Origin of the sequence: Chryseobacterium manosquense, assembly GCF_014623485.1 — a bacterium.
GTDB lineage: Bacteria > Bacteroidota > Bacteroidia > Flavobacteriales > Weeksellaceae > Kaistella > Kaistella haifensis.
Map to the genome: position 1 here is coordinate 2,644,651 of NZ_CP060203.1, position 21,889 is coordinate 2,666,539.

Genomic DNA, 21,889 nt, shown 5'->3' on the forward strand with positions numbered 1-21,889 from the left:
AGTAACAAGTTCTACTTTACTCAAAATATTTTTCTTGGATTTCCATGGCAAGTTTACAAATAGTTTCTTCAACTATGTGACTTCCGTCAACTTCTAAGGCTACATCTCCCATTGCGTCAATCAGATCAAAATAGAAGTCTTCTTTGCCTGTTAGCTTATGCCAGAATTCTTTCCCGATAATAACTGGATATGATTGAGAAATTCTTCTGTAATGTGAACTCAGTTCATATTCTTCCCCATAGATAACTCCGACAATCATGTCGTTAATTCCAACATTCAAATTGTTAGTTCTAGCCAAATTTCTTACGCTGTTAAAATGATTAATAACAGTTGTTACATCATCGTGATTAATTGTATTTGGTCCAGCTTTCAATTGGCAATATTTTTTTCTTCCATCTGTTGCATCTATAAATTCAATATCAATTCCAGATGTTGTTGAGCCTAAGCCTTGGAATAAGTGACCAATTAATTTTTGAACCTTCATACCAAATGATGTATTTATAGATGAACCTAAGATTCGTGGTAATACCAAAGCTCTAGCTATACTTTCAGAATTATCATTTCCTGTCAGAAAATTAGCCAAATACTTAAATAGAAATGGGTTAACGTTATATTCGGATAATTTACTTGCTCTTTTACATGCTCCTTCAATGTGGCTAGTCACAATTTCGTTTCTAAAAAAATCTTTTGCGTTGTTTAAAATTTCCAGTCTTTTTTCTTCTGTCATTATTTTAGATTGATTTTAAAATTGTTGTTATATTAATGTTGCGAAGCTCGGCTTTGTCAGTAAAGATAATTATTTGCTCCGAACCGCCCAAATGGACGCCAAGCCTCCAAATTTTCGGTCTTCAACCCAAAAAATGAGGCTCTGCACCCCAAAAATGAGGTCTCGCACCCCAAAGATGAGGTCTCGAACCCAAAATTTGAGGTCTCGAACCCCAAAAATGAGGCTCTGAACCCCAAAAATGAGTCTTCGAACCCCAACAATAAGGCTTCGAACCCCAAATTTGCACCTTAGGACCGCATCATTGCACGGTGAGACCGCATACATGGGCATTAATCGATATTTTCAGGTACAACAATCCCCAGCTGCTGCCGGGGATTGTTCTAAGCGGTTGGGCTATCGGTTTCTGGAGCGGGCTTTTCTTTACCTTTACCCGAGCGGTTGAAAAACTGTTTCATTTCATTCATCTTGGTCTCGTAACCGGGTGCCTGCGAACCGGCTTTGTAGGTGGTGTAGGCATAATCATCCAGCGCACTTTGGTAATTGTCGTAATCGTGCAGAATTTTTGCGTTTTTAATTCTTTCCGAAAGTGCATCCAGGCGGTGCTGAAGATTTTCCATCACCTGTCGGCTGTTGTAATCTTTTTCAAATTCGTCCCAATCCAGATCGGGTACCGAAAGGTTGGGCGAGTTGCGGCGGTAGTCCCATACTTTGTTCACCAGCAGTTTGTTCTGCTCATTCACACTGCCATAGGTGCTGCGTTCTTCAGCGGTAAGGGTTACCGTAAGCACTGCGAGTGCATTTTATAGTTGGGTTAGGGCATCTTGTGCGGCAGTTACCTGAGCTTCTGTCAGGTGCGCATTGTTCATATTGGTAATAGGCATAACTTTGTGTTTTTTGATTACGATAAATATAATAAATTTCTTTAAACAAAAAAATCCGTTCAACGAATTGAACGGATTGCTATAAATATCGTAACGATTTCTAAATTGTCGTCAGTCTCAGGGTATTGGTTTTGCCCCCTTCGTAAGGTGGTGTTGCGTTCAGGTTGATCACGAAATCGCCCTGTTCTACAAAACCGTTGGTATGCGCCAGCATATTCACCTGAATAATGGTTTCGTCGGTAGATTTCTGCATGTCGTAATAAAATGCACGTACGCCCCAAAGCAAATTCAACATCGTAAGCACTCTTCTGTTGGAAGAGAATACGATGATGTTGGAATTCGGGCGGTGTGCCGAAATTTGAAACGCGGTATAACCAGAATAGGTAAGCGTGATGATCGCTTCTACGTTGGTTGATTTTGCAATTCTCACTGCTGCCAAACATACCCGATTGGTAATGAAACGGTCATCAACACAGTTAAATTCATGTTCGATAGGCGCGTTTTTGGTTTGGTAGAAATGCGTTTGCTCGATATTTTTAATAATTTTCGACATGTTGGCTACCACATCCACCGGATATTTTCCTACGGAAGTTTCTCCGGAAAGCATCACCGCATCAGCCCCATCGAGCACGGAGTTTGCAACGTCGTTTACCTCTGCTCTGGTTGGGGTTAAACTGGTGATCATGGTTTCCATCATCTGGGTTGCAATAATTACCGGTTTAGAGTATTTTCTGGCGATTTCTACCAGATTTTTCTGGATGGCGGGAACTTCTTCCATAGGAACTTCCACACCCAAATCTCCACGGGCAACCATCAGTCCGTCGCATTCCTGCAGAATCTGTTCGATATTTCTTACGCCTTCCGGCTTCTCGATTTTCGCGATAATCGGGGTTTTGTGCTTGTTGGTTGGGTGATTTTTCATCAATTCTTTCAAATCGATGATATCCTGCGCATGTCTTACGAAAGATAAGGCAATCCAATCGAGCTCCAGATCAAGCATGAAGTTTGCGTCTTCCACATCTTTTTCAGTAAGTGCGGGAAGCGAAACATTGGTGTTCGGCAGGTTGACCCCTTTTTTAGAGCTCAGCGGCCCACCCTGTATTGTTTTTGCTCGTACGGTATCGATTTCGTTGGTTTCAATAACTTCTAAAACCAGTTTCCCGTCGTCGATCAGGATTCTTTCACCCACTTTCACATCCTGTGGGAATTTCTGATAGGTCATGTAAACCCTTTTAGAATCTCCCTCTATCTTTTCGTTGGTAAAGGTAAGGATGTCGCCAGGGTTAAGGTACGAGCCTTCTTTTACAACCCCAACACGTAGTTTAGGACCTTGTAAATCTCCCAAAATACCCACTGAGTAGCCATATTCTTGGTTCAGTTCGCGGATGGTGTTTACATTTTTCCTTACTAAATCGTAATCTGCGTGGGAGAAATTTATTCTGAAAACATCTACACCTGCCTGGATCAGTTGAAGCATCGTTTCTTTATCGGATGAAGCAGGGCCTAAGGTGGCAATGATTTTTGTCTTTTTTAAATATTTATTCATAATATTGAAATATGTGATAAAGTTCCTCTTCGGAACTCAGGGTAAAATCTTGTATTTGGAACATAAGATTTTCCGGGAGCAAAATTAAGGAAAAATCATTAAATGGCTCCGATGTTTTGATGATATAATCAACATCTTGAAAATGTTCTAGCAAATATTTATTTTCAAACTCGCCGGAAAAGAGTTCTGTGGCAATTTTCTTCTGTTTAGAATGGCAACATTTATTACCTATAAAGTGAATACAAACCTTGGAATCATTATGAAAAGCTTGAAATCTTGGGAAATGATACTCGAAATATTCGCCGTGGTAAACAAGATCATCGATGCGCGTGAAATTAAAAGAATTCATGGTATTGATGTGAAAGAATAGCTCGTGCGGCGGAATATCCATTGCCAGCCTTGCTAAGCCCAACGAGATGTTTTCATCTTCGTCTTCAATATCAAGCAGTATCTTTTGGGTTTTCAATGATGCTTTGTTTTTTGTTTAAAATATAGAATGCTCTTTGTGCAGCTTTTTCTTCTGCTTTTTTCTTGGATGTTTCTGTGGCGTTTGATATTTTCTCATCATCTAGCCAAACATGACATCGGAAAACCAGGTTTTTATTGGCCTGAAACTCCTCACAGGTTTCATATTTGATGCTCACTTTCTTTTTTTGGCTCCATTCCAGCAGTAAACCTTTGTAACTCACAATTTTATTTTCGAGTTTGTTGATTTCTGATGGGGTTAAAAGCCTTTCTAAAACTACTTTTTTACAGGTTTCATAATCCACATCAAGATAAAGAGCACCAATTAGGGCTTCAAATAAATTGCCCGAGATATTTTCGCTCAATGTAGAAGAAGTATCGTTCTGCAAAAATTTCGTTAAACCAAGATGTTCTCCTAATTTGTTGAGATTTTTTCGGTTCACGATTTTCGATTTCATTTGCGTCAGATATCCTTCATTCGCTTGCGGATAGGTAGAAAACAAATGACAGGAAATTATCGCACCCAAAACTGCGTCTCCTAAAAACTCCAGCCTTTCGTAATTTTGAGTTGGTTTTTTTGAAGAGGTTTTCAAAGAAAATGCCTCGCGATAAAGATTGATATTTTGCACACTGCAACCGGTAATTTTACTGATCTCCGTGCTTAGGTAATAATCTTTTTCGGAAAGGATTTTTTTTCTGGGAACTAGGAATCTTGGAAAATATTTCTTTAACTCCATAGAAATTTTCAATTAGATTTTGGAGAAAAGTACACACGCATTGTGCCCACCAAAGCCAAAAGTGTTACTCATTGCAACATTTACCTCTTTTTCCACTGCCTTTTGGAAGGTGAAATTAAGACGGCTGTCTATCTTTTCATCATCACTAAAATGATTAATGGTAGGAGGAACTGTGTTGTGGATGATAGAGTTAATGACAGCGATTGCTTCGATCACTCCTGCAGCACCTAAAAGGTGACCTGTCATTGATTTGGTAGAGTTAATCTGAATGTCATACGCATGATCGCCCAGCAATTTGGAAATTGCATTAGATTCTGCGATGTCGCCCAATGGAGTAGAAGTACCATGCATGTTGATATGATCTACTTCGTCGGCCGTTACACCAGCGTCTTCCAAACAATTTTTCATTACCAGATATGCGCCCAACCCTTCAGGGTGAGGTGCCGTCATGTGATACGCATCCGCACTCATTCCGCCTCCTTTCAATTCGGCATAGATTGTAGCACCGCGTTTTTTTGCGTGTTCGTATTCTTCCAAGATGATTGATCCTGCGCCTTCACCCAATACAAAACCATCTCGGTCTTTATCGAAAGGTCGGGAAGCTGTTTTTGGATCATCATTTCTGGTAGAAAGTGCCATCATGGCATTGAAACCCCCTACGCCACTTGCAGTAACTGCAGCTTCGGAACCTCCACACACGATAACGTCCGCTTTTCCTAATTGGATCAGCATTTTGGCATCGATAAGAGCGTTGGCAGATGAAGCACAAGCAGAAACAGTGGTGTAGTTCGGACCATGGAAACCGTATTCAATAGAAATTTGACCTCCGGTAATGTCCGCAATCATTTTAGGAATAAAGAATGGGTTGAAACGGGGAATTTCAGTATTAGCCCAACCCAAAACTTCGGTTTCGAAGGTTTCTAAACCGCCAATTCCTGAACCCCAAATTACTCCGACTCTGTTTTTATCTAGATTATCCGAAAGAATTCCGGAATGTTCAACAGCTTCGCGCGCTGCCACGATTCCCAATTGGGTATTTCGGTCCATTTTCTTCGCTTCTTTTTTGTCGAAATGATCTAATGGATTGAAATTCTTGACTTCGCAGGCGAATTTGGTTTTGAAGTTTGTGGCATCAAAAAGAGTAATAGGAGCAGCACCGCTCACGCCTTTCACAAGGTTTTCCCAGTAATCTTTGGCATTATTTCCGATTGGGGTAATGGCTCCGAAACCAGTAACTACTACTCTTTTTAATTCCATAAATTTTCAGATTCTTGTTAATAGAATATTATTTGTTCACTACTTCTTCGATGTAAGTAATAGCGTGACCTACAGACGTAATTTTTTCTGCTTGATCATCAGGGATTTGAATGTTGAATTCCTTTTCAAATTCCATGATTAATTCTACAGTATCCAAAGAATCTGCTCCTAAATCGTTTGTGAAGCTTGCTTCTGGAGTTACTTCTGTTTCCTCAACGTCGAGTTTATCAGCGATAATAGCTTTTACTCTTGATGCAATGTCTGACATAGTAATTTATTTTTTAGTTAATTGTTAATTGGTGCAAATATATAAAATTCTTTATGATCTGTGATTTTTTTTACCATAATTAATAAATAATTGTCGTTTGGTCTCGTTTGATTTAGATGAATTTTCTAAGCTAATTTAGCTCATTTTATTTAAATTAAAGTCTTTGTAAATCGATGAGTAGATCATTTTGATATCATAGAAATAAGAAAGAAATGTCTTGTATAATCGTGAATATCATCAAAGTAAATTTCAACTCATCAACCATTCGTTGGCTAAACTCGCGGCTAATCTTGCGGTTCTTTCGGCGATGTCTAATGATGGATTAACTTCTGCGATATCCATCGCAATGAGTTTTTCACTTTTCAGAATGTGTTTGAAATAATGCATGAAAGCGGAATCTGCCATAATTCCGTTGTACGCAGTTGCGGAAACTCCTGGTGCAATTGCTGCATTAAAAACATCCATGCAAATAGTAAGGTATAAAACATCAACTCCAGCTAAAAATTCATCAATTTTTTGATAGATGTTGGGCAAGTTTTCGAAGAAAAGTTCGTCTGCCAGGATATATTTCATTCCAAATTGATGGGCAATGTCAAATAGTTTTAAAGTGTTGGAGTTTTTCTGAATTCCTATATGAAGTGAATGGATTTCTCCCTGCTGTGCGATTTGCCAAAATCCGGTTCCGGAACTTGCACCAATGTTCGGGTCAACTTCTCGGTTGTCGAAATGGGCGTCAATGTTGATAATTCCTACTCTTTTATCGGGAAAGGCTTGCTTGATTCCAGAAAAATGGGCGAATGTTACTTCATGTCCACCACCGAAAACAAGGGATTTCCCTTTTCTATTTAAAACTTCAGCTACTTTATTTGCGAGTTCTTTTTGGGATTTTTCTAAATTTCGATCTTCGCAGGTAATATTCCCAAAATCTTTTAAAACAAATGCAGGATTTACCACCGGAAAATTTGCGGTATTTTTCCTAATAATATCGCATCCTTCTTTAGATCCGACTCTCCCTTTATTTCTTTTTACGCCTTCGTCAACGGCAAATCCATGAAGAACGAAATCCTTCGGTGAAATCGAAGTGTAATCGGTTTCCAGAGAAACTCTTTGGAAAATCCTGTGATATAATGGATCGTCACCATCGAAGCGTCCTTGCCAAATCATATTTTTAATTTAGGAATTTGGAAATGGGTTAATTCGAGAATTAATTTTTTATTGATTCAGTTTTCATTTTAGAAGCGTACGCCATCGCAGCTTCTTTTACCCAAGAATGTTTGCGTTGTGCTTTTCTTTTTGTTTCCAAACGCTTTTTGTTGCAAGGTCCGTTTCCTTTCAGAACTTCCATGAATTCGTCCCAAGGCAATTCCCCGAAATCGTAATGTCCGGTTTCTTCATTCCATTTTAATTGCTCATCGGGAATTTTTAATCCCAAGAATTCCGCTTGCGGAACGGTTACATCAATGAATCTTTGTCTTAAAGAATCGTTGCTTTCGCGTTTAACACGGTAATTCATTGATTTTTGTGAATTCGGCGAAGCGTCGTCATTCGGTCCGAACATCATTAGTGCAGGCCACCAAAAACGATTTAGCGCTTCTTGTGCCAAATCTTTCTGCTCTTTCGTTCCGCGACAAAGCGTCATTAAAATTTCATAACCTTGTCTTTGGTGGAAAGATTCTTCTTTGCAAATTCTTACCATTGCTCGGGAATATGGGCCGTAAGAATTTCCCATCAGCATTACTTGATTCATAATCGCAGCGCCATCAACCAGCCAGCCAATTGCGCCAATATCTGCCCAAGAAAGCGCGGGGTAATTGAAAATGCTGGAATATTTTGCCTTTCCCGAAAGCATATCATTGTAAGTGGAATCGCGATCGGCGGCAATTTCTCCGTTGTTTAAAGTCTCCGTTGCGGCATATAAATAAAGTCCGTGTCCGGCTTCATCTTGAATTTTTGCCAAAAGTGCCATTTTTCTTCGAAGTGATGGCGCTCTGGTGATCCAGTTGGCTTCAGGGAGCATTCCAACAATCTCGGAATGTGCGTGTTGAGAAATTTGCCGAACTAAAAGTTTTCGGTAATCATCGGGCATTACGTCTTTAGGTTCTACTTTATTTTCTGCCTGTACGTACGCTAAAAATTTTTCTAAATGTTCCATATTTCACCGCGGATGCGTTGTTTTTTAATTAAATTCAAAAAATCAGAGTTTGGTATCGCTTAAATCATCTTTAAGGTAAATTCCGACTTTGGAATTGATGAATTCACCAGCAACAAAATTGATGGTTTTGTCGTTGTTTATAATTTGGTATTCTTTGAAGAAATACACATTTCCCTCGTAAGGCCCTTTTACTTCTACCTTTTTATTTACGCAATGCCAATAATGATTCCAGATGTTGGTTCCGTCAATCTTAAAAGCTTCATTTTCGTTAATCGCTTTAGCGAATTTCCATTGTGCCATAATTGATTTTTTTTTTAATCCGTTTCGGATGGAGTTAAACGTCGTAACTCAGCATCACCACATTTGTTGTTGGGTGACATTGGCAAGTTAGTACAAAACCTCTCGCTACTTCATCTTCGGTCAACGCGAAATTTTTCTCCATGAAAACTTCGCCTTCCATCACCTGGGCTTTGCAGGTACAGCAAACTCCACCTTTGCAAGCGAAAGGAACCGGCAATTTATCATTGAGAGCTTGGTCTAAAATGCTTTTTTTCTTTGAATTAAGGTGGAAAGAATATTCATCATCATCAATAATCAAAGTTACCATGCTTTCGATATTTGGAATGGCCTTGAATTCATCACTCATTTCTGCATTTTCATCTTCATCTGGTGCGGCGTAATATTCGTACATGATTTGCAGTGAAGGAACTTTTTTATCATTTTTTAAAAATTCCGCAACTTCCTTGATCATCTCTGCAGGTCCACAAATAAAATAAGTAGCTTCCTGAGTCGGAATATCCGTGAATTTTTCTAATAAAAGATTTAGTTTTTTGGCAGAAATTCTCCCTTCAAACAATTCGTCTTCAAAGTGTTTTTCGCGAGAAAGTAGATAAATAACCTGCAATCTGCCTTCGAATTTATGCACCAGTTCATCAATTTCTTTTTTGAAAATAATATCGTTGAGGCTCTTATTGCTGAAAAACAAGTACGCTTTGCTTTTTGGTTCTTGGTAAAGCGCTTCTTTTAAGTTTGATAGCACCGGCGAAATCCCGCTTCCTGCCGCAATTCCTACGTAAGTTTTTTCGTTGGAAGGATGGTAATGAGTGTAAAAATGTCCCATCGGTGCGGAAACTTCCACTATGTCGCCAGATTTTAAATTTTCGTTTAAAAAAGTCGAAACTTTACCGTTTTCTAAATGTTTTACAAGAATTTCCAAGGAAGTGTTTCCTTCCGTCGGAGCGTTTACAATCGAATAGGAGCGGCGCAAATCTTCTTCCCCAAAAACAAATCTCACGTTCAAATATTGTCCTTGTTTGAACGAAAATTTGTGTCGTAAATTTTGAGGGATTTCGAAAGCGATATTCACTGAATCGTTCGTTTCCTTCGCTACTTTGATGGTTTTTAATGGATGAAAATGATGCATATTTTAGTCTAAAACTTAAAAAAATCTGATTTTAACAAATATACTTATTTTTTAATGGTAAAAAAGAGGTTTTCAAAATCGCGAGTTTTCAGTGAGTTTTTTTTTAGAAAAAAATATCGAACTATTTGTCCAATAACAAAATCATTTCGAAAATCTTTCGGAACTTTTGTCCTAACATATTTGTTTTCAAATATTTTTTTTCGGTAAATTTGTCTTTGAAGATGAGGAAATTTTCTTTTAGAATAGTTTTTGCGATCAATGTAGCGATTAACAAAATGAATGATAACAATATTAAGAATTCATCAATTTCAATGGGTTCTTGATATTTTATAAACTAAAAAAATTAAAAATTATTAATATGAATTTAAACCAATACACCGTAAAATCTCAAGAAGCCATCCAAAAAGCGCAACAAATCGCTATGGAATTTGGCAATCAGAGTATCGAACCTCAACATTTGCTTGAAGGAATATTTCAGGTAGATGAAAATATTTCTGAATTTTTATTGAAAAAATCAGAAGCTGAACTTAATTTAGTGAGAGAGCGAAACCGCGAAAATATTGAAAAACTGCCTAAAGTGCAAGGCGGGGATATCTATCTCTCCCAATCCGCAAACCGCGTTCTGCTAGAAGCGCCGAACATTGCCAAGAAAATGGGCGACGAATTTGTGACGATTGAGCATCTTTGGCTTTCGCTCTTTGATGTGAATTCGGATGTTTCGAAAATGCTGAAAGACATGGGTGTTACCAAAAAAGGTCTGGAAATGGCGATTAGCGAAATTCGAAAAGGTTCAAAAGCAACTTCCGCAAGTTCAGAAGAAACATATCAAAGTTTGAACAAATATGCGAAAAACTTCAATGAACTCGCCGCGGAAGGAAAACTAGATCCGGTAATTGGCCGTGATGAAGAAATTCGACGAGTTTTGCAAATTTTGTCGCGAAGAACCAAGAATAATCCGATCCTGATTGGTGAACCAGGAGTTGGTAAAACTGCAATTGCTGAAGGAATTGCACATCGAATTATTTCGGGCGACGTTCCGGAAAATTTGATGGATAAAACTTTATATTCATTAGATATGGGAGCTTTGATCGCAGGAGCTAAATACAAAGGTGAGTTTGAAGAAAGATTAAAATCTGTAGTGAATGAAGTGATTAAATCTGATGGGCAAATTATTTTGTTTATTGATGAAATTCACACTTTGGTGGGAGCCGGTGGTGGTGAAGGCGCTATGGATGCTGCAAATATCCTTAAACCTGCGTTGGCAAGAGGGGAGTTGAGAGCAATTGGAGCGACGACTTTAAATGAATATCAAAAATATTTTGAAAAAGATAAAGCGCTCGAAAGACGTTTCCAAAAAGTAATGGTAGAAGAGCCGGACACGGAATCTGCAATTTCGATTTTGCGTGGAATCAAAGATAAATATGAAGCGCATCATAAAGTTCGAATCAAAGATGAGGCGATCATTGCTGCTGTAGAACAATCTCAGCGTTATATTACCGATCGTTATCTTCCGGATAAAGCGATTGATTTGATCGACGAGGCTTCCGCGAAACTGCGAATGGAAATCAATTCCAAGCCTGAAGAACTTGATGTTCTCGACCGAAAATTGATGCAGTTGGAAATTGAGCTCGCTGCGATTTCAAGAGAAGGAAACGAAGTGAAAATCAACCATCTAAAAGAAGATATTGCCAGAATCCAGGAGCAACGAAACGAAATCAATGCAAAATGGTTGAAAGAGAAACAGAAATCTGAAGATCTTACCCGTATTAAAAAAGAAATTGAAGCTTTAAAATTAGAAGCTGAAAGAGCTTCCAGAGTGGGTGATTATGCAAAAGTTGCTGAAATTCAGTACGGAAAACTTCGGGAAAAAGAAGAAGAACTTCAAAAGCTGGAGCTTGAAATGCAGAATAGTGAAAATGAGTTGATTAAAGAAGAGGTTACTGCTGAAGATATCGCGGAAGTCATTTCAAAATGGACCGGAATTCCGGTAACGAAACTTCTGCAATCCGAAAGAGAAAAACTTCTTCATTTAGAAGATGAACTTCATAAAAGAGTTGTTGGTCAGGAAGAAGCGATTTCCGCCGTTGCCGACGCGATTCGTAGAAACAGAGCCGGGCTTAATGATGAGAAAAAACCAATCGGTTCCTTCCTTTTTTTAGGAACTACCGGAGTCGGAAAAACCGAGCTAGCAAAAGCTTTGGCGGAGTTTCTTTTTGATGATGAAAATAACATGACCAGAATCGATATGAGTGAATATCAGGAAAGGCATTCCGTCTCTCGTTTGGTGGGCGCGCCTCCAGGATATGTGGGCTACGACGAAGGTGGTCAATTGACGGAAGCGGTTCGCAGAAGACCTTATTCTGTGGTTCTTTTGGATGAGATCGAGAAAGCGCATCCGGATGTTTTCAATACTTTGCTGCAGGTTTTGGATGATGGAAGATTGACGGATAACAAAGGTAGAGTGGTGAATTTCAAGAATTCAATTATCATTATGACTTCCAATTTGGGATCGCATTTGATTCAGGAAAATTTTGAAAATATTACCGATGATAATGTAAAGGAAGTTGTCGAGAAGACCAAAGATGAAGTTTTCACGCTGTTGAAACAAACTTTAAGACCGGAATTCCTGAACAGGATTGATGAAATTGTGCTTTTCCAGCCTTTGACCAAAAAGGAAATCGGAAAAATTGTGCATTTCCAACTTCGTGCTTTCAATAAAATGCTCGAAAAAAGAGGAATTTTTATGACCGCTACCGAAGATGCGATCGATTATCTAACCAAAAAAGGTTATGATCCGAGTTTCGGAGCTAGACCGCTGAAAAGAGTTTTGCAGCAAGAAGTTTTGAATAAATTGTCCAAAGAAATTCTTGCCGGAAACGTCAAAGATGGCGATCGAATTACCCTTGATTATTTCGAGGAGACAGGATTGGTTTTCAGACCAACTGAATAATTTTTAAATATTGATAACAGTAAAGCGATCGAATTTCGGTCGCTTTTTTTATTGAATTTACATGGTAATTTGAAATTTTATAAATGATTTTTATTCAATTTTCAAATGTTTTGAGGTTTGTTTAATGGTGTTTTTGATCAAATTTTGATTATAATCAACATAAATAATCAATTTATTAAAAAATTAATACATTGAAATTCATTTAATTAAATATTTTTCAATAATATATTTGAAATATTTGTGAAATACCTATTGCGTAGTAATTTCCAACTCTATAAATTCGCTTCTTCAAAATTAATATTTAAACTATGAAGAAATTGTTAATGGGAGCATTTGCTTTGTCAATGCTAGTTGCGTGTAATGCGGGTGATGAAAACCTGCTTAATCAAGAAGGAAATGATTTAACAGCAAACTCCAGTGGGGCAAGTGCTCAAAGGGTTTGTCCTTCTGAAGAAATTAGGGAAGAAGCTTTAGCGAAAAACCCTGAATTAATGGCCAAGTTTACGGAAAACGAAAATTTAACTAAGCAATTTGCTAATGATTTAGCGCTTGGAAAAGTTTTGGCAGATGGCTCCGTAGACATCCCAGTAGTAGTAAATGTATTATACAGAACTACCGCAGAAAATGTTTCAGCTACAAGAATCGCTGAGCAAATTGCAGTTTTAAATGCAGACTTCGCTGGAACGAACACGGATGCTTCAAAAATTCCTACAGAATTTTCTTCACTCAAAGCAGGAGATACTAAAGTGAGATTTCACCTAATTAAAACGGTAAGAAAAGCTACTACTAAAACTTCTTGGAGTACCAATGACGCTATGAAAAAATCTTCTACTGGCGGAATTGATGCTACTTCACCAGCAAGTTATTTCAATATTTGGATCGTTGGAGATATGGGTGGTGTTTTAGGTTACGCTACTTTCCCAGAATCTGCTGGTCAATGGAATGATGGAGTTGTTTTAGCTTCTAAATACACTGGTGTAACTGGTGCTACTGCTCCATACAACTTAGGAAGAACTGCAACTCACGAAGTAGGACACTATTTAAATCTTCGTCACATTTGGGGAGATGCAACTTGTGGAAACGATTTCGTAGCTGACACTCCTACTCAAACTGGTTCTAACGGCGGTTCACCAACTTATCCACTATACAACACTTGTGGTGGAGTAAAAAGATCTGTAATGTTCATGAACTACATGGATTATGTATATGATTCTGCAATGTATATGTTCTCATCTGGTCAGAAAGCGAGAATGATGGCAGTTACCAGTACTTCCGGACCAAGAGCTGGACTTAGAGTTTACTAGAAATTATGTTGTTATATAGCAAAGGGTTGTTGGTTTTCCAGCAGCCCTTTTTTTTTAAAAAATTGTTGATAATATTCGAATTTTCGAAGAAGTATCATGGTTTTATCTTCCATATTTATGATCAAGATAAAATTGATTTAAAGTTTATTTATTTGATTTTCAGTATTAATGAATTATTTTGAAAAAATACTTTGTAGATAATTTTGGTATGTCAAAAATATTATATTTCTTTGCTTCATTCTAATGCTTTCAAGAGCTGAAGAATAAATTTTTTTTCATCATTTGTGTTTATCCATCAGAGTCATCTGGTGGATTTTTTTTATCTGAATTTCAACTCAGCAAGAACCGGAAAGTGATCTGATGGATTCAGGAGATTTTCACGTCTGTCATTAATGTTGAGTATGGTTTCATTAATGATTTAAATGAGCATTAAAGTTAAAAAAAATGCTTTATCCTACGATTATATTTCTCTGGCACGGAAAAATAGAGCAATTCAATAAGTTTCCGTACTTTTGCCCCTCGAAAATACTCATTTCTAATTGCTTAATATATATGTTGTCAGTTCAAGGCTTAGGTCTTCATCACTCAGGGAATTATCTTTTTCAAAATGTCAACTTCACCATTAAAAAAGATGATAAAATTGGTCTCGTTGGTAAAAACGGAGCTGGAAAATCCACTTTGCTGAAAATGCTTACCGGAGAAATCAATTTCTACGAAGGAAACATCGTTCCTGAAGGAAATATCACCATCGGATTTCTAAAACAAGATCTTGATTTTGTGAAAGGACGTACTGTTTGGGATGAAACTTTGCAGGCTTTTGAGCAAATTAATGCCATGAAAAACGAGCTCGATGAGGTGAATCATCAATTGGCGACCAGAACTGATTATGAGAGTGATTTTTACGAAAATTTGATCCACAGAATGACCGAACTGAATGATCTTTTGATGCACCATGACGCGTATAATCTGGAAGGTGATGTAGAAAAAGTATTGCTCGGCCTTGGTTTTAAAGCTGATGATTTCAATAAAATTACCGACGAGTTTTCAGGAGGTTGGCGTATGAGAATTGAATTGGCTAAACTACTTCTTCAGAAAAACGATTTGATGCTTCTGGATGAGCCAACCAACCACCTCGATATGGAATCCATCATTTGGTTGGAAGAATTTTTGAAAGATTACCCCGGCGCAATCGTTTTGGTGAGCCACGATAAGCAATTTATGACCTCGGTTTGTAACCGAACTTTCGACATTAATAATAAAAAAGTCGACGATTATAAAGCTAATTACACCAAATATTTGGAACTGAGCAAGGAGCGTAAAGAAAAATTAACACAAGCTAAGAAAAACCAAGATGCCGAAATCAAACAGATGGAGGATAACATCAACCGTTTCCGGGCGAGTGCTACTAAAGCTTCTTTTGCGCAGTCTTTAATTAAAAAACTCGATAAAATTGAACGAATCGAAATCGATAACGAAGATGTTTCGAAGTTCAACATTCGTTTCGTGCAATCTATTGTTCCGGGGAAAGTAATTTTCGAGGCCAAAAATCTTGGAAAATCTTATGGAAACAAGCAAGTTTTCGATAAAGTTGATTTCTTTGTAGAACGTGGAGATAGAATCGCGTTGTTGGGACAAAACGGACAAGGAAAAACGACGCTTGCGAAAATCCTTGCCGGTGAAATTAAAGATTATTCCGGCCAGTGGGAATTAGGACATAATGTGAATATTGGTTATTTCGCGCAGAATCAGGAAGAAGTTCTCACTCCGAACAAAACAGTTTTGGAAGAAGCTGAAGATGCGGCAACTGAAGAGACGCGCCCGCGAGTAAGAGATTTGCTGGGAAGTTTCCTTTTCCAAGGTGAAGATGTGCAGAAAAAAACCAAAGTACTTTCCGGTGGAGAAAGAAACCGTTTGGCGTTGTGTAAACTCTTGTTGCGCCCGTTCAATACGTTGATTATGGATGAGCCGACAAACCACCTTGATATTCAATCCAAAGAAATCATAAAATTGGCTTTGCAGAAATTCGAGGGAACACTGATCGTAATTTCCCACGACAGGGAATTTTTACAAGGATTAACGGATAAAATATTCGAATTCCGCGATGGAAGAATGAAGGAATTCCTCGGCGATGTGAATGAATATTTGGAATTCAGACAAAAGGAAAGCATCCGCGAGGTTTCCGCTGAAAAATCGAAATTGCAGGAAATGCGAAATGAGCCAGTTGTAGAAAAAATCGTAGAAAAACCGGTTGAAAAGAAACCTGTCATCGTTTCCAAAGATCAAAAAAATATCCAGAATAAAATTAAGAAAATCGAAGAGAAAATCTCGGAATTGGAATTGAAAATCGAAGAAATGGAAGCGGGTTTTGCTAAAGAAAATCCTTCCGAAGAAACTTTAGAAATATACAAAGCTAAAAAAGAAGAACTAGATTTGGCATTGCAGGAATGGGAATTCCTTGGAACTCAGCTGGATTAAGAATGTTTAAAAAGCAAAAATATAAAGTCACCGAAAAAACTCGGTGATTTTTTTTGTTTCAAGAAGATGATAAAACTTCGGTTCGGCAACTTCCTCTTCCGGCTAAAAATCGCTATATTTGGGACTTAATCAAATTGCTATGACACACAAACCGGTAGAAGGTTTTTCTAAGCTATCAAAACAAGGAAAAATTGATTGGATTGTCAACGAATATTTAGAAGGAGACCAATCTTACGAACAGGTACTTAAACAATACTGGAACGAAAATCCGGAGCTACAAAAGCTTCACGATGAGTTTTCCGAGAACACCATTTCCAATTTTTATATGCCTTACGGAATTGCGCCCAATTTCCTTATCGATGGGAAATTACTCGCGCTACCAATGGCAGTAGAGGAAAGTTCTGTGGTTGCAGCAGCTTCAAAAGCAGCCAAATTCTGGATCGACAAAGGAGGTTTTAAAACCACCATTATCAATACCAAAAAATTGGGTCACACGCATTTTATTTTAAATGTGGAACCTCATAAAGTGCTTCATTTTTTTAACTTTAAATTAAAGAAAAAGCTTTTTGAAGCTACCGAGGAAATTACCAAAAACATGCGCAACCGCGGCGGCGGAATTCTCAATATTCGATTGATCGACAAAACGGCCGATATGGAAAATTATTTCCAACTGAAAGCCAGTTTCGATACGGTGGATTCCATGGGTGCCAATTTCATCAATTCTTGTTTGGAGCAGTTCGGAAAGACTTTAAAAGAGGAAGTTTCGAAAGAAGAAACCTTTACACAGGAAGAAAAAGATTCTTTGCAAATTGTGATGAATATTTTGTCAAACTTCACTCCAGATTGTATTGTGAGAGCTGAAGTTTCTTGTAAAATTGAAGACTTGAACGATGACAGCGGAATTACCAATGAAGAATTTGCAACTAAATTCAAACGCGCCGTAACCATTGCTGAAATTGAACCATTCCGCGCAACGACCCATAACAAAGGAATTATGAACGGGGTAGATGCTGTGGTAATTGCGACCGGAAACGATTTCCGGGCGACCGAAGCTTGTGCGCATGCGTACGCAGCAAAGGACGGAAAATACAGCAGTTTGACGCATTGCACCATCGATAACGGGATTTTTAGGTTTTGGATTGATCTGCCCATTTCTGTTGGTGTTGTCGGTGGTTTGACGAATCTTCATCCTTTGGTGAAATTTTCTTTGGCACTTTTAGGAAAGCCTTCCGCGCAGGAATTGATGAGTATTTTGGCGGTTTCCGGATTGGCGCAGAATTTTGCTGCACTTCGATCTTTGGTGACCACGGGAATCCAAAAAGGGCACATGAAAATGCACCTTCTCAATATTCTGAACCAATTGGGAGCGACAGAAGAAGAGAAAAATCACTTTGTGAGCTATTTTAAAGACAAAACCGTTTCGCATCATGAAGTAATCAATGAATTTAATAATTTAAGAAATACATAATACAAAGATGTTTCAGCTATTTTTAGGGCTTTTGCTATTAATTTTCGGTATATTTCTGAAACTTACGAAAGAGCAAGGATTTTCCAAATCGAAGCGGTTTTGGTGGATGTTTGTTTTAATCGGAATCTTGTCCATCGCGGCACAAATTTTTATCATGAATCAAAAAGGAGAATTTTAATATGAAGACATTTACATTAGTTGTCGGCGCGGTTTACGGACTGCTTTCCGTAGTTTTAGGAGCGTTTGGAGCGCATGCTTTCAAGAAAATTTTATCGGTAGAAAGACTCGAAAGTTTCGAAACCGGCGTGAGATATCAAATGTATTCCGCGTTGTTTTTACTCATTGTGGGTTATATTTTAAAATTTGAAACGCCTGCGGAAAAGTGGATTTCTATTTTAATGATCGTTGGAACCTTCTTGTTTTCGGTCAGCATTTATTTCTTAAGTTTCAGCGAAGTTTGGAATGCCAATTTGAAATTTCTCGGTCCAATAACGCCACTTGGCGGACTTTTGATGATTATTTCTTGGGCAATGTTGATTTTTTATTTTTTAAAACATAAAATTTAAAATCACTTCCGAAAATGTTCTTTTTCATCGCGGGAAATACCAAAAAATTAGTAGGACAGGAAACTCGGAAAATCAATAAAAACGGGTTGATGGTGAATGCTGAGATTAAAATTTTCAAAAGCTACATTACCTTGTTTTTTATTCCGCTGATTCCGATTGGCAAATCGTACAGCATTTATATTCCGCATTCCGATGAGTATTATGAGAGCAATTATTTCTCGAAAATGCCGGATGAGTATTTGAAAATCTGCAAAGAAGCAGCAAGAAATTATTAAAAAATGATGGGTTCTGGCATCAGTCTTCCAACTTTTTCTTAAATTTGTCAATCTTTTAAAAAAATAAAAATCTAATTAAAATATTATGAATCTTCACGAGTATCAATCCAAAGAGATTTTAGCAAAATACGGCGTAAATATCCAGCGCGGTTTTGTAGCAAACAATGTGGATGAAGCAGTAGATGCGGCAAAAAAATTAAAAGAATTAACCGGTGCAGAGGGTTGGGTAGTAAAAGCTCAGGTTCACGCAGGTGGACGTGGTAAAGGTGGAGGTGTAAAGTTTTCCCCAAACTTGGAGAAATTGAAGGAAAATGCACAAAACATCATTGGAATGCAGTTGGTAACTCCACAAACTTCCGCTGAGGGTAAAAAAGTAAACTTCGTTTTGGTTGCAGAAGATGTGTACTATCCGGGACCATCTGAAACCAAAGAATTTTATGTTTCTATTCTTTTGGACAGAGCTTTAGGGAAAAATACTGTGGTATATTCTACCGAAGGAGGCATGGATATTGAGCACGTTGCTGAAGTAACTCCGCATTTAATTCATAAAGAAGTAATCGATCCGGCTTTCGGATTGCAAGGTTTCCAAGCGAGAAAAATCGCTTTCAATCTTGGCTTATCAGGAAATGCTTTCAAAGAATTCACCAAATTCATCACCAATCTTTACAATGCTTACGTAGGAATTGATGCTTCACTTTTCGAAATCAACCCGGTTTTGAAAACATCCGACGATAAAATTATCGCAGTAGATGCAAAAGTTTCTTTAGATGACAACGCACTTTTCCGTCACAAAGATTTAGCAGAATTAAGAGATACCCGCGAAGAAGATCCTACCGATGTAGAAGCTGGTGAAGCTGGTCTGAACTTCGTAAAATTGGATGGTGACGTAGCTTGTATGGTAAATGGAGCTGGTTTGGCAATGGCAACCATGGATATCATTAAATTATCAGGTGGTAACCCGGCAAACTTCTTGGACGTAGGGGGAACTGCCGATGCGGAAAGAGTTCAGAAAGCTTTCGGAATCATCCTGAAAGATCCAAACGTAAAAGCAATTCTGATCAACATCTTCGGAGGAATCGTACGTTGCGACCGTGTAGCGCAAGGTGTGGTAGATGCTTACAAAGCAATGGGAAGTCTTCCTGTTCCTTTGATCGTTCGTCTTCAGGGAACCAACGCTGTTGAAGCTAAGCAATTGATCGATAATTCAGGTCTTCCAGTGCATTCAGCAATTACTTTGGAAGAAGCTGCCAACAAAGTAAAAGAAGTTTTAGGAAACTAAAATTTTCAAATAAATAAGAAATCCGCTCAATTAATTTTGAACGGATTTTTTTGTTTTTAGGAGCCGGGAACCTGCTTTCCGCTATATCTTTTTTGCCATTGCGAACTAGGTGAAGAAACCTGTCGGAAAATTCGGAAACGCAATGTCAAAAAAGGATGCCGCTTCAATCAGGGCTAGGGATTTGCGTAAAAAATTTCAGTCGTAATGAAACCTACATTTTGCGATTAGAATTTCATTTTCCCCATATTTATAAATTAAGCGATGTTCATCATCAATCCTGCGTGACCAAAATCCTGAATATTTATGCTTCAGTGGTTCTGGTTTGCCAATTCCTTCAAATGGGCTTCTTGAAATATCTTTTAATAAATCATTGATGCGTTTTAGTTTCTTTTTATCTGTTTTCTGCCAATAGAGATAATCTTCCCACGATTCATCAACAAAGGTATATCTCATATCATTCTTCTATTAAATTCTTAGAAAATGATTTTCCATTTTTCAGTTTTTCAATAGCAGAATCTAAACGCTGTTCGTTGGTTCTCGAAGACAATTCGTAATTGGTAGCCATAAGGGAATTATATTCTTCTAGAGACATTACAACAATTCCTGAATCTTTCCCACGATTAATAATTAGGGTTTCAAAATTTTTGGCCACCTTATCCAGATATGATTTTATGTCTTTCCTGAAATCTGAAACATTCGTAATAAGCATAATTTGTATTTTATTTCGTACAAATATACGTACAAATATCAAAATGAAACTATTTTTGTTGCGAATTCCCTTCTGTTTTTATTCAGCAGCAGTCCCGCTGTCAATCTGCGTCTGTGTTGCCAGCTGAATTCCGTTGTCATCAAGTTTTTTCTTGATTCTTAAAAGCGCCTCGCTCCGTACATGAGAAATTTTTTCGCCAGCTTTCATTTGGAATCTCGCTTCCAGATAAAAAATCCCGAAACTTTGTTTCAGAAAAATTACTTCTGCAGAATCTGTATTATCGGCAAAATCGAAAGTTTGGATTTCATCCAAGATCACCTTTTTGGCTTTTTCTAAATCCTCAGTATTAGGAATTTCTAAATCAATGAATACTTTTCTTTGCGACGACGCTGAAAAATTCATGAATGGCGCACTGAAAATAAGCTGATTTGGGATATATACCTTCTTACCTTCATCAGTGATAACTTTAGTGGTCAGAAAACCAATGTCTTCAACTGTTCCGGAAATTCCCTTGATGGAAACATAATCACCCACAGCAAATGCTTTATCGAAACTGATCAGCATCCCCGAAAACATTGATGAAACCAAATCTTTCAGCGCAACCCCGGCGATGACCCCCGCAACTCCCAAACTTCCTAGGAATTTCATTACAAAACCACCCAAGCCCATAATTTCAAAAGCGATAAATGCGCCCATTAAAATAATGAGGAATTTGAAAACCCCGATCAGCGTGACGATTGAGTTGTTTTTGCTTTTCGGGAAAAGCCGGTGAAAAATCTTTACTGAAACTTTACTCAGATAAGAGCTCATCATCAGAATCAGAACAAAGACAATAATTCCTACAGCGATATTGGGTGTGGTTTCAGCGAATTTGGTGTACCAGCGTTCCAGAACGCGGTAAACGATATCTATGTATTTAATTTTAGTTACATCTACTTCCATAATTCAAATATATCTATTTTAAAAGGTTTTGACCAAACAAATTTCAGTCCAGATAATTGATAACGGATAAACTTGAAAATTTATTATCTTTGCCCTCCACAAGAAAAACGGCCTGTTGATTCCGGGAAACCGGGGTAGGAAAGTCCGGACACCATAGAGCAGCAAAGCGGGTAACACCCGTCGGTCGCAAGATCAGGACCAGTGCAACAGAAAGTATGTATATTAATTTATAGTGAAACCAGGTAAACTCTTTGCGGTGCAATGTTAAGTATATCGGATTTTTTCAGCAATGAAAATAGGAGTTGCTCGCTCCAAAAACCGAGGGGTAAACAGCTAAAGCTTTGCAGCAATGTAAAGCGCAGATAAATAACAGGCATTTTCGCTTCGGCGAATTTACAGAATCCGGCTTACAGTTTTTCTTGTGGGTTTTTTTTGAGTTTCGAGTTTCGGGTTCAAAGTTTCTGA

General features: G+C 38.0%; 21 protein-coding genes and 1 other RNA gene. 8 read left to right on the forward strand and 14 right to left on the reverse strand.

Annotated elements, in window-relative coordinates:
* Positions 1-16: 16 nt before the first annotated feature.
* The 11 genes from H0S70_RS12625 to H0S70_RS12675 form a co-directional block, all read right to left on the reverse strand.
* Entirely contained in the window at positions 17-727 is a 711-nt protein-coding gene (locus H0S70_RS12625) for a PmeII family type II restriction endonuclease (RefSeq protein WP_188321046.1), read from the reverse strand.
* A 380-nt stretch (positions 728-1,107) separates the two neighbouring features.
* Positions 1,108-1,515 carry a hypothetical protein gene (locus H0S70_RS12630; protein WP_317173157.1) on the reverse strand — a complete coding sequence of 136 codons (408 nt, stop codon included), beginning with the start codon at positions 1,513-1,515 and terminating at the stop codon, positions 1,108-1,110.
* Between the two features lie 193 nt (positions 1,516-1,708).
* Positions 1,709-3,154, reverse strand: coding sequence for a pyruvate kinase (gene pyk, locus H0S70_RS12635; protein ID WP_123248933.1), 1,446 nt, complete (start codon positions 3,152-3,154; stop codon positions 1,709-1,711).
* Positions 3,147-3,620, reverse strand: coding sequence for an IPExxxVDY family protein (locus H0S70_RS12640; RefSeq protein WP_188321047.1), 474 nt, complete (start codon positions 3,618-3,620; stop codon positions 3,147-3,149). The genes pyk and H0S70_RS12640 overlap by 8 nt, the downstream gene beginning before the upstream one ends.
* On the reverse strand, positions 3,595-4,356 hold the full coding sequence (gene rnc / locus H0S70_RS12645) for a ribonuclease III (RefSeq protein WP_123248932.1): 762 nt from the start codon (positions 4,354-4,356) through the stop codon (positions 3,595-3,597). Before rnc ends, H0S70_RS12640 begins: the two co-directional genes overlap by 26 nt.
* Before the next feature lie 12 nt (positions 4,357-4,368).
* Positions 4,369-5,613, reverse strand: a complete 1,245-nt coding sequence (gene fabF, locus H0S70_RS12650) for a beta-ketoacyl-ACP synthase II (RefSeq protein ID WP_123248931.1) — start codon at positions 5,611-5,613, stop codon at positions 4,369-4,371.
* 28 nt (positions 5,614-5,641) lie between these two features.
* The gene (locus H0S70_RS12655; RefSeq protein WP_123248930.1) at positions 5,642-5,881 is read right to left on the reverse strand and encodes an acyl carrier protein; all 240 of its coding nucleotides are present in this window, start codon (positions 5,879-5,881) and stop codon (positions 5,642-5,644) included.
* Positions 5,882-6,130: 249 nt separating this feature from the next.
* A complete protein-coding gene (hutG, locus tag H0S70_RS12660; RefSeq protein ID WP_188321048.1) occupies positions 6,131-7,045 on the reverse strand; it encodes a formimidoylglutamase in 915 nt (304 codons plus the stop codon).
* A 40-nt stretch (positions 7,046-7,085) separates the two neighbouring features.
* Positions 7,086-8,033, reverse strand: coding sequence for a 1,2-phenylacetyl-CoA epoxidase subunit PaaA (gene paaA, locus H0S70_RS12665; RefSeq protein WP_188321049.1), 948 nt, complete (start codon positions 8,031-8,033; stop codon positions 7,086-7,088).
* A 42-nt stretch (positions 8,034-8,075) separates the two neighbouring features.
* Positions 8,076-8,333: a hypothetical protein gene (locus tag H0S70_RS12670; RefSeq protein WP_188321050.1), complete on the reverse strand. Its 258-nt coding sequence runs from the start codon at positions 8,331-8,333 to the stop codon at positions 8,076-8,078.
* Between the two features lie 34 nt (positions 8,334-8,367).
* Positions 8,368-9,456 carry an FAD-binding oxidoreductase gene (locus tag H0S70_RS12675; RefSeq protein WP_188321051.1) on the reverse strand — a complete coding sequence of 363 codons (1,089 nt, stop codon included), beginning with the start codon at positions 9,454-9,456 and terminating at the stop codon, positions 8,368-8,370.
* Between the two features lie 358 nt (positions 9,457-9,814).
* On the opposite strand from H0S70_RS12675, the gene clpB reads away from it, so the two are divergent.
* From clpB to sucC, 7 genes are all read left to right on the forward strand, one after another.
* The gene (gene clpB, locus H0S70_RS12680) at positions 9,815-12,406 is read left to right on the forward strand and encodes an ATP-dependent chaperone ClpB (protein ID WP_031503000.1); all 2,592 of its coding nucleotides are present in this window, start codon (positions 9,815-9,817) and stop codon (positions 12,404-12,406) included.
* A 308-nt stretch (positions 12,407-12,714) separates the two neighbouring features.
* Positions 12,715-13,710 (forward strand): zinc metalloprotease, encoded by a 996-nt coding sequence (locus tag H0S70_RS12685; protein ID WP_188321052.1) that lies wholly within the window; start codon positions 12,715-12,717, stop codon positions 13,708-13,710.
* Positions 13,711-14,262: 552 nt separating this feature from the next.
* On the forward strand, positions 14,263-16,185 hold the full coding sequence (locus H0S70_RS12690) for an ABC-F family ATP-binding cassette domain-containing protein (RefSeq protein ID WP_188321053.1): 1,923 nt from the start codon (positions 14,263-14,265) through the stop codon (positions 16,183-16,185).
* Positions 16,186-16,324: 139 nt separating this feature from the next.
* On the forward strand, positions 16,325-17,653 hold the full coding sequence (locus H0S70_RS12695) for a hydroxymethylglutaryl-CoA reductase, degradative (RefSeq protein WP_188322251.1): 1,329 nt from the start codon (positions 16,325-16,327) through the stop codon (positions 17,651-17,653).
* 179 nt (positions 17,654-17,832) lie between these two features.
* Positions 17,833-18,219 carry a DUF423 domain-containing protein gene (locus H0S70_RS12700; RefSeq protein WP_188321054.1) on the forward strand — a complete coding sequence of 129 codons (387 nt, stop codon included), beginning with the start codon at positions 17,833-17,835 and terminating at the stop codon, positions 18,217-18,219.
* A gap of 14 nt (positions 18,220-18,233) precedes the next feature.
* Positions 18,234-18,494: a zinc ribbon domain-containing protein gene (locus tag H0S70_RS12705; RefSeq protein WP_123248922.1), complete on the forward strand. Its 261-nt coding sequence runs from the start codon at positions 18,234-18,236 to the stop codon at positions 18,492-18,494.
* An 85-nt stretch (positions 18,495-18,579) separates the two neighbouring features.
* On the forward strand, positions 18,580-19,773 hold the full coding sequence (gene sucC, locus H0S70_RS12710; RefSeq protein ID WP_031501699.1) for an ADP-forming succinate--CoA ligase subunit beta: 1,194 nt from the start codon (positions 18,580-18,582) through the stop codon (positions 19,771-19,773).
* A 195-nt stretch (positions 19,774-19,968) separates the two neighbouring features.
* Here the strand turns inward: sucC and H0S70_RS12715 are convergent, their stop codons facing one another.
* The 3 genes from H0S70_RS12715 to H0S70_RS12725 form a co-directional block, all read right to left on the reverse strand.
* Entirely contained in the window at positions 19,969-20,226 is a 258-nt protein-coding gene (locus tag H0S70_RS12715; protein WP_031503357.1) for a Txe/YoeB family addiction module toxin, read from the reverse strand.
* 1 nt (position 20,227) lies between these two features.
* On the reverse strand, positions 20,228-20,482 hold the full coding sequence (locus H0S70_RS12720) for a type II toxin-antitoxin system Phd/YefM family antitoxin (RefSeq protein ID WP_031503354.1): 255 nt from the start codon (positions 20,480-20,482) through the stop codon (positions 20,228-20,230).
* A gap of 78 nt (positions 20,483-20,560) precedes the next feature.
* Positions 20,561-21,424, reverse strand: coding sequence for a mechanosensitive ion channel family protein (locus tag H0S70_RS12725; protein ID WP_123248921.1), 864 nt, complete (start codon positions 21,422-21,424; stop codon positions 20,561-20,563).
* Between the two features lie 99 nt (positions 21,425-21,523).
* On the opposite strand from H0S70_RS12725, the gene rnpB reads away from it, so the two are divergent.
* Positions 21,524-21,850: RNase P RNA component class A (gene rnpB, locus H0S70_RS12730), an RNA gene on the forward strand.
* Positions 21,851-21,889: the final 39 nt, after the last annotated feature.

Excerpts from the sequence above, each read along its gene's own strand:
- H0S70_RS12625 (WP_188321046.1), bottom strand. The coding sequence starts at position 727 with ATGACAGAAGAAAAAAGACTGGAAATTTTAAACAACGCAAAAGATTTT.
- pyk (WP_123248933.1), bottom strand. The coding sequence starts at position 3,154 with ATGAATAAATATTTAAAAAAGACAAAAATCATTGCCACCTTAGGCCCT.
- rnc (WP_123248932.1), bottom strand. The coding sequence starts at position 4,356 with ATGGAGTTAAAGAAATATTTTCCAAGATTCCTAGTTCCCAGAAAAAAA.
- fabF (WP_123248931.1), bottom strand. The coding sequence starts at position 5,613 with ATGGAATTAAAAAGAGTAGTAGTTACTGGTTTCGGAGCCATTACCCCA.
- H0S70_RS12655 (WP_123248930.1), bottom strand. The coding sequence starts at position 5,881 with ATGTCAGACATTGCATCAAGAGTAAAAGCTATTATCGCTGATAAACTC.
- hutG (WP_188321048.1), bottom strand. The coding sequence starts at position 7,045 with ATGATTTGGCAAGGACGCTTCGATGGTGACGATCCATTATATCACAGG.
- paaA (WP_188321049.1), bottom strand. The coding sequence starts at position 8,033 with ATGGAACATTTAGAAAAATTTTTAGCGTACGTACAGGCAGAAAATAAA.
- H0S70_RS12670 (WP_188321050.1), bottom strand. The coding sequence starts at position 8,333 with ATGGCACAATGGAAATTCGCTAAAGCGATTAACGAAAATGAAGCTTTT.
- H0S70_RS12675 (WP_188321051.1), bottom strand. The coding sequence starts at position 9,456 with ATGCATCATTTTCATCCATTAAAAACCATCAAAGTAGCGAAGGAAACG.
- clpB (WP_031503000.1), top strand. The coding sequence starts at position 9,815 with ATGAATTTAAACCAATACACCGTAAAATCTCAAGAAGCCATCCAAAAA.
- H0S70_RS12685 (WP_188321052.1), top strand. The coding sequence starts at position 12,715 with ATGAAGAAATTGTTAATGGGAGCATTTGCTTTGTCAATGCTAGTTGCG.
- H0S70_RS12690 (WP_188321053.1), top strand. The coding sequence starts at position 14,263 with ATGTTGTCAGTTCAAGGCTTAGGTCTTCATCACTCAGGGAATTATCTT.
- H0S70_RS12695 (WP_188322251.1), top strand. The coding sequence starts at position 16,325 with ATGACACACAAACCGGTAGAAGGTTTTTCTAAGCTATCAAAACAAGGA.
- H0S70_RS12700 (WP_188321054.1), top strand. The coding sequence starts at position 17,833 with ATGAAGACATTTACATTAGTTGTCGGCGCGGTTTACGGACTGCTTTCC.
- H0S70_RS12705 (WP_123248922.1), top strand. The coding sequence starts at position 18,234 with ATGTTCTTTTTCATCGCGGGAAATACCAAAAAATTAGTAGGACAGGAA.
- sucC (WP_031501699.1), top strand. The coding sequence starts at position 18,580 with ATGAATCTTCACGAGTATCAATCCAAAGAGATTTTAGCAAAATACGGC.
- H0S70_RS12715 (WP_031503357.1), bottom strand. The coding sequence starts at position 20,226 with ATGAGATATACCTTTGTTGATGAATCGTGGGAAGATTATCTCTATTGG.
- H0S70_RS12720 (WP_031503354.1), bottom strand. The coding sequence starts at position 20,482 with ATGCTTATTACGAATGTTTCAGATTTCAGGAAAGACATAAAATCATAT.
- H0S70_RS12725 (WP_123248921.1), bottom strand. The coding sequence starts at position 21,424 with ATGGAAGTAGATGTAACTAAAATTAAATACATAGATATCGTTTACCGC.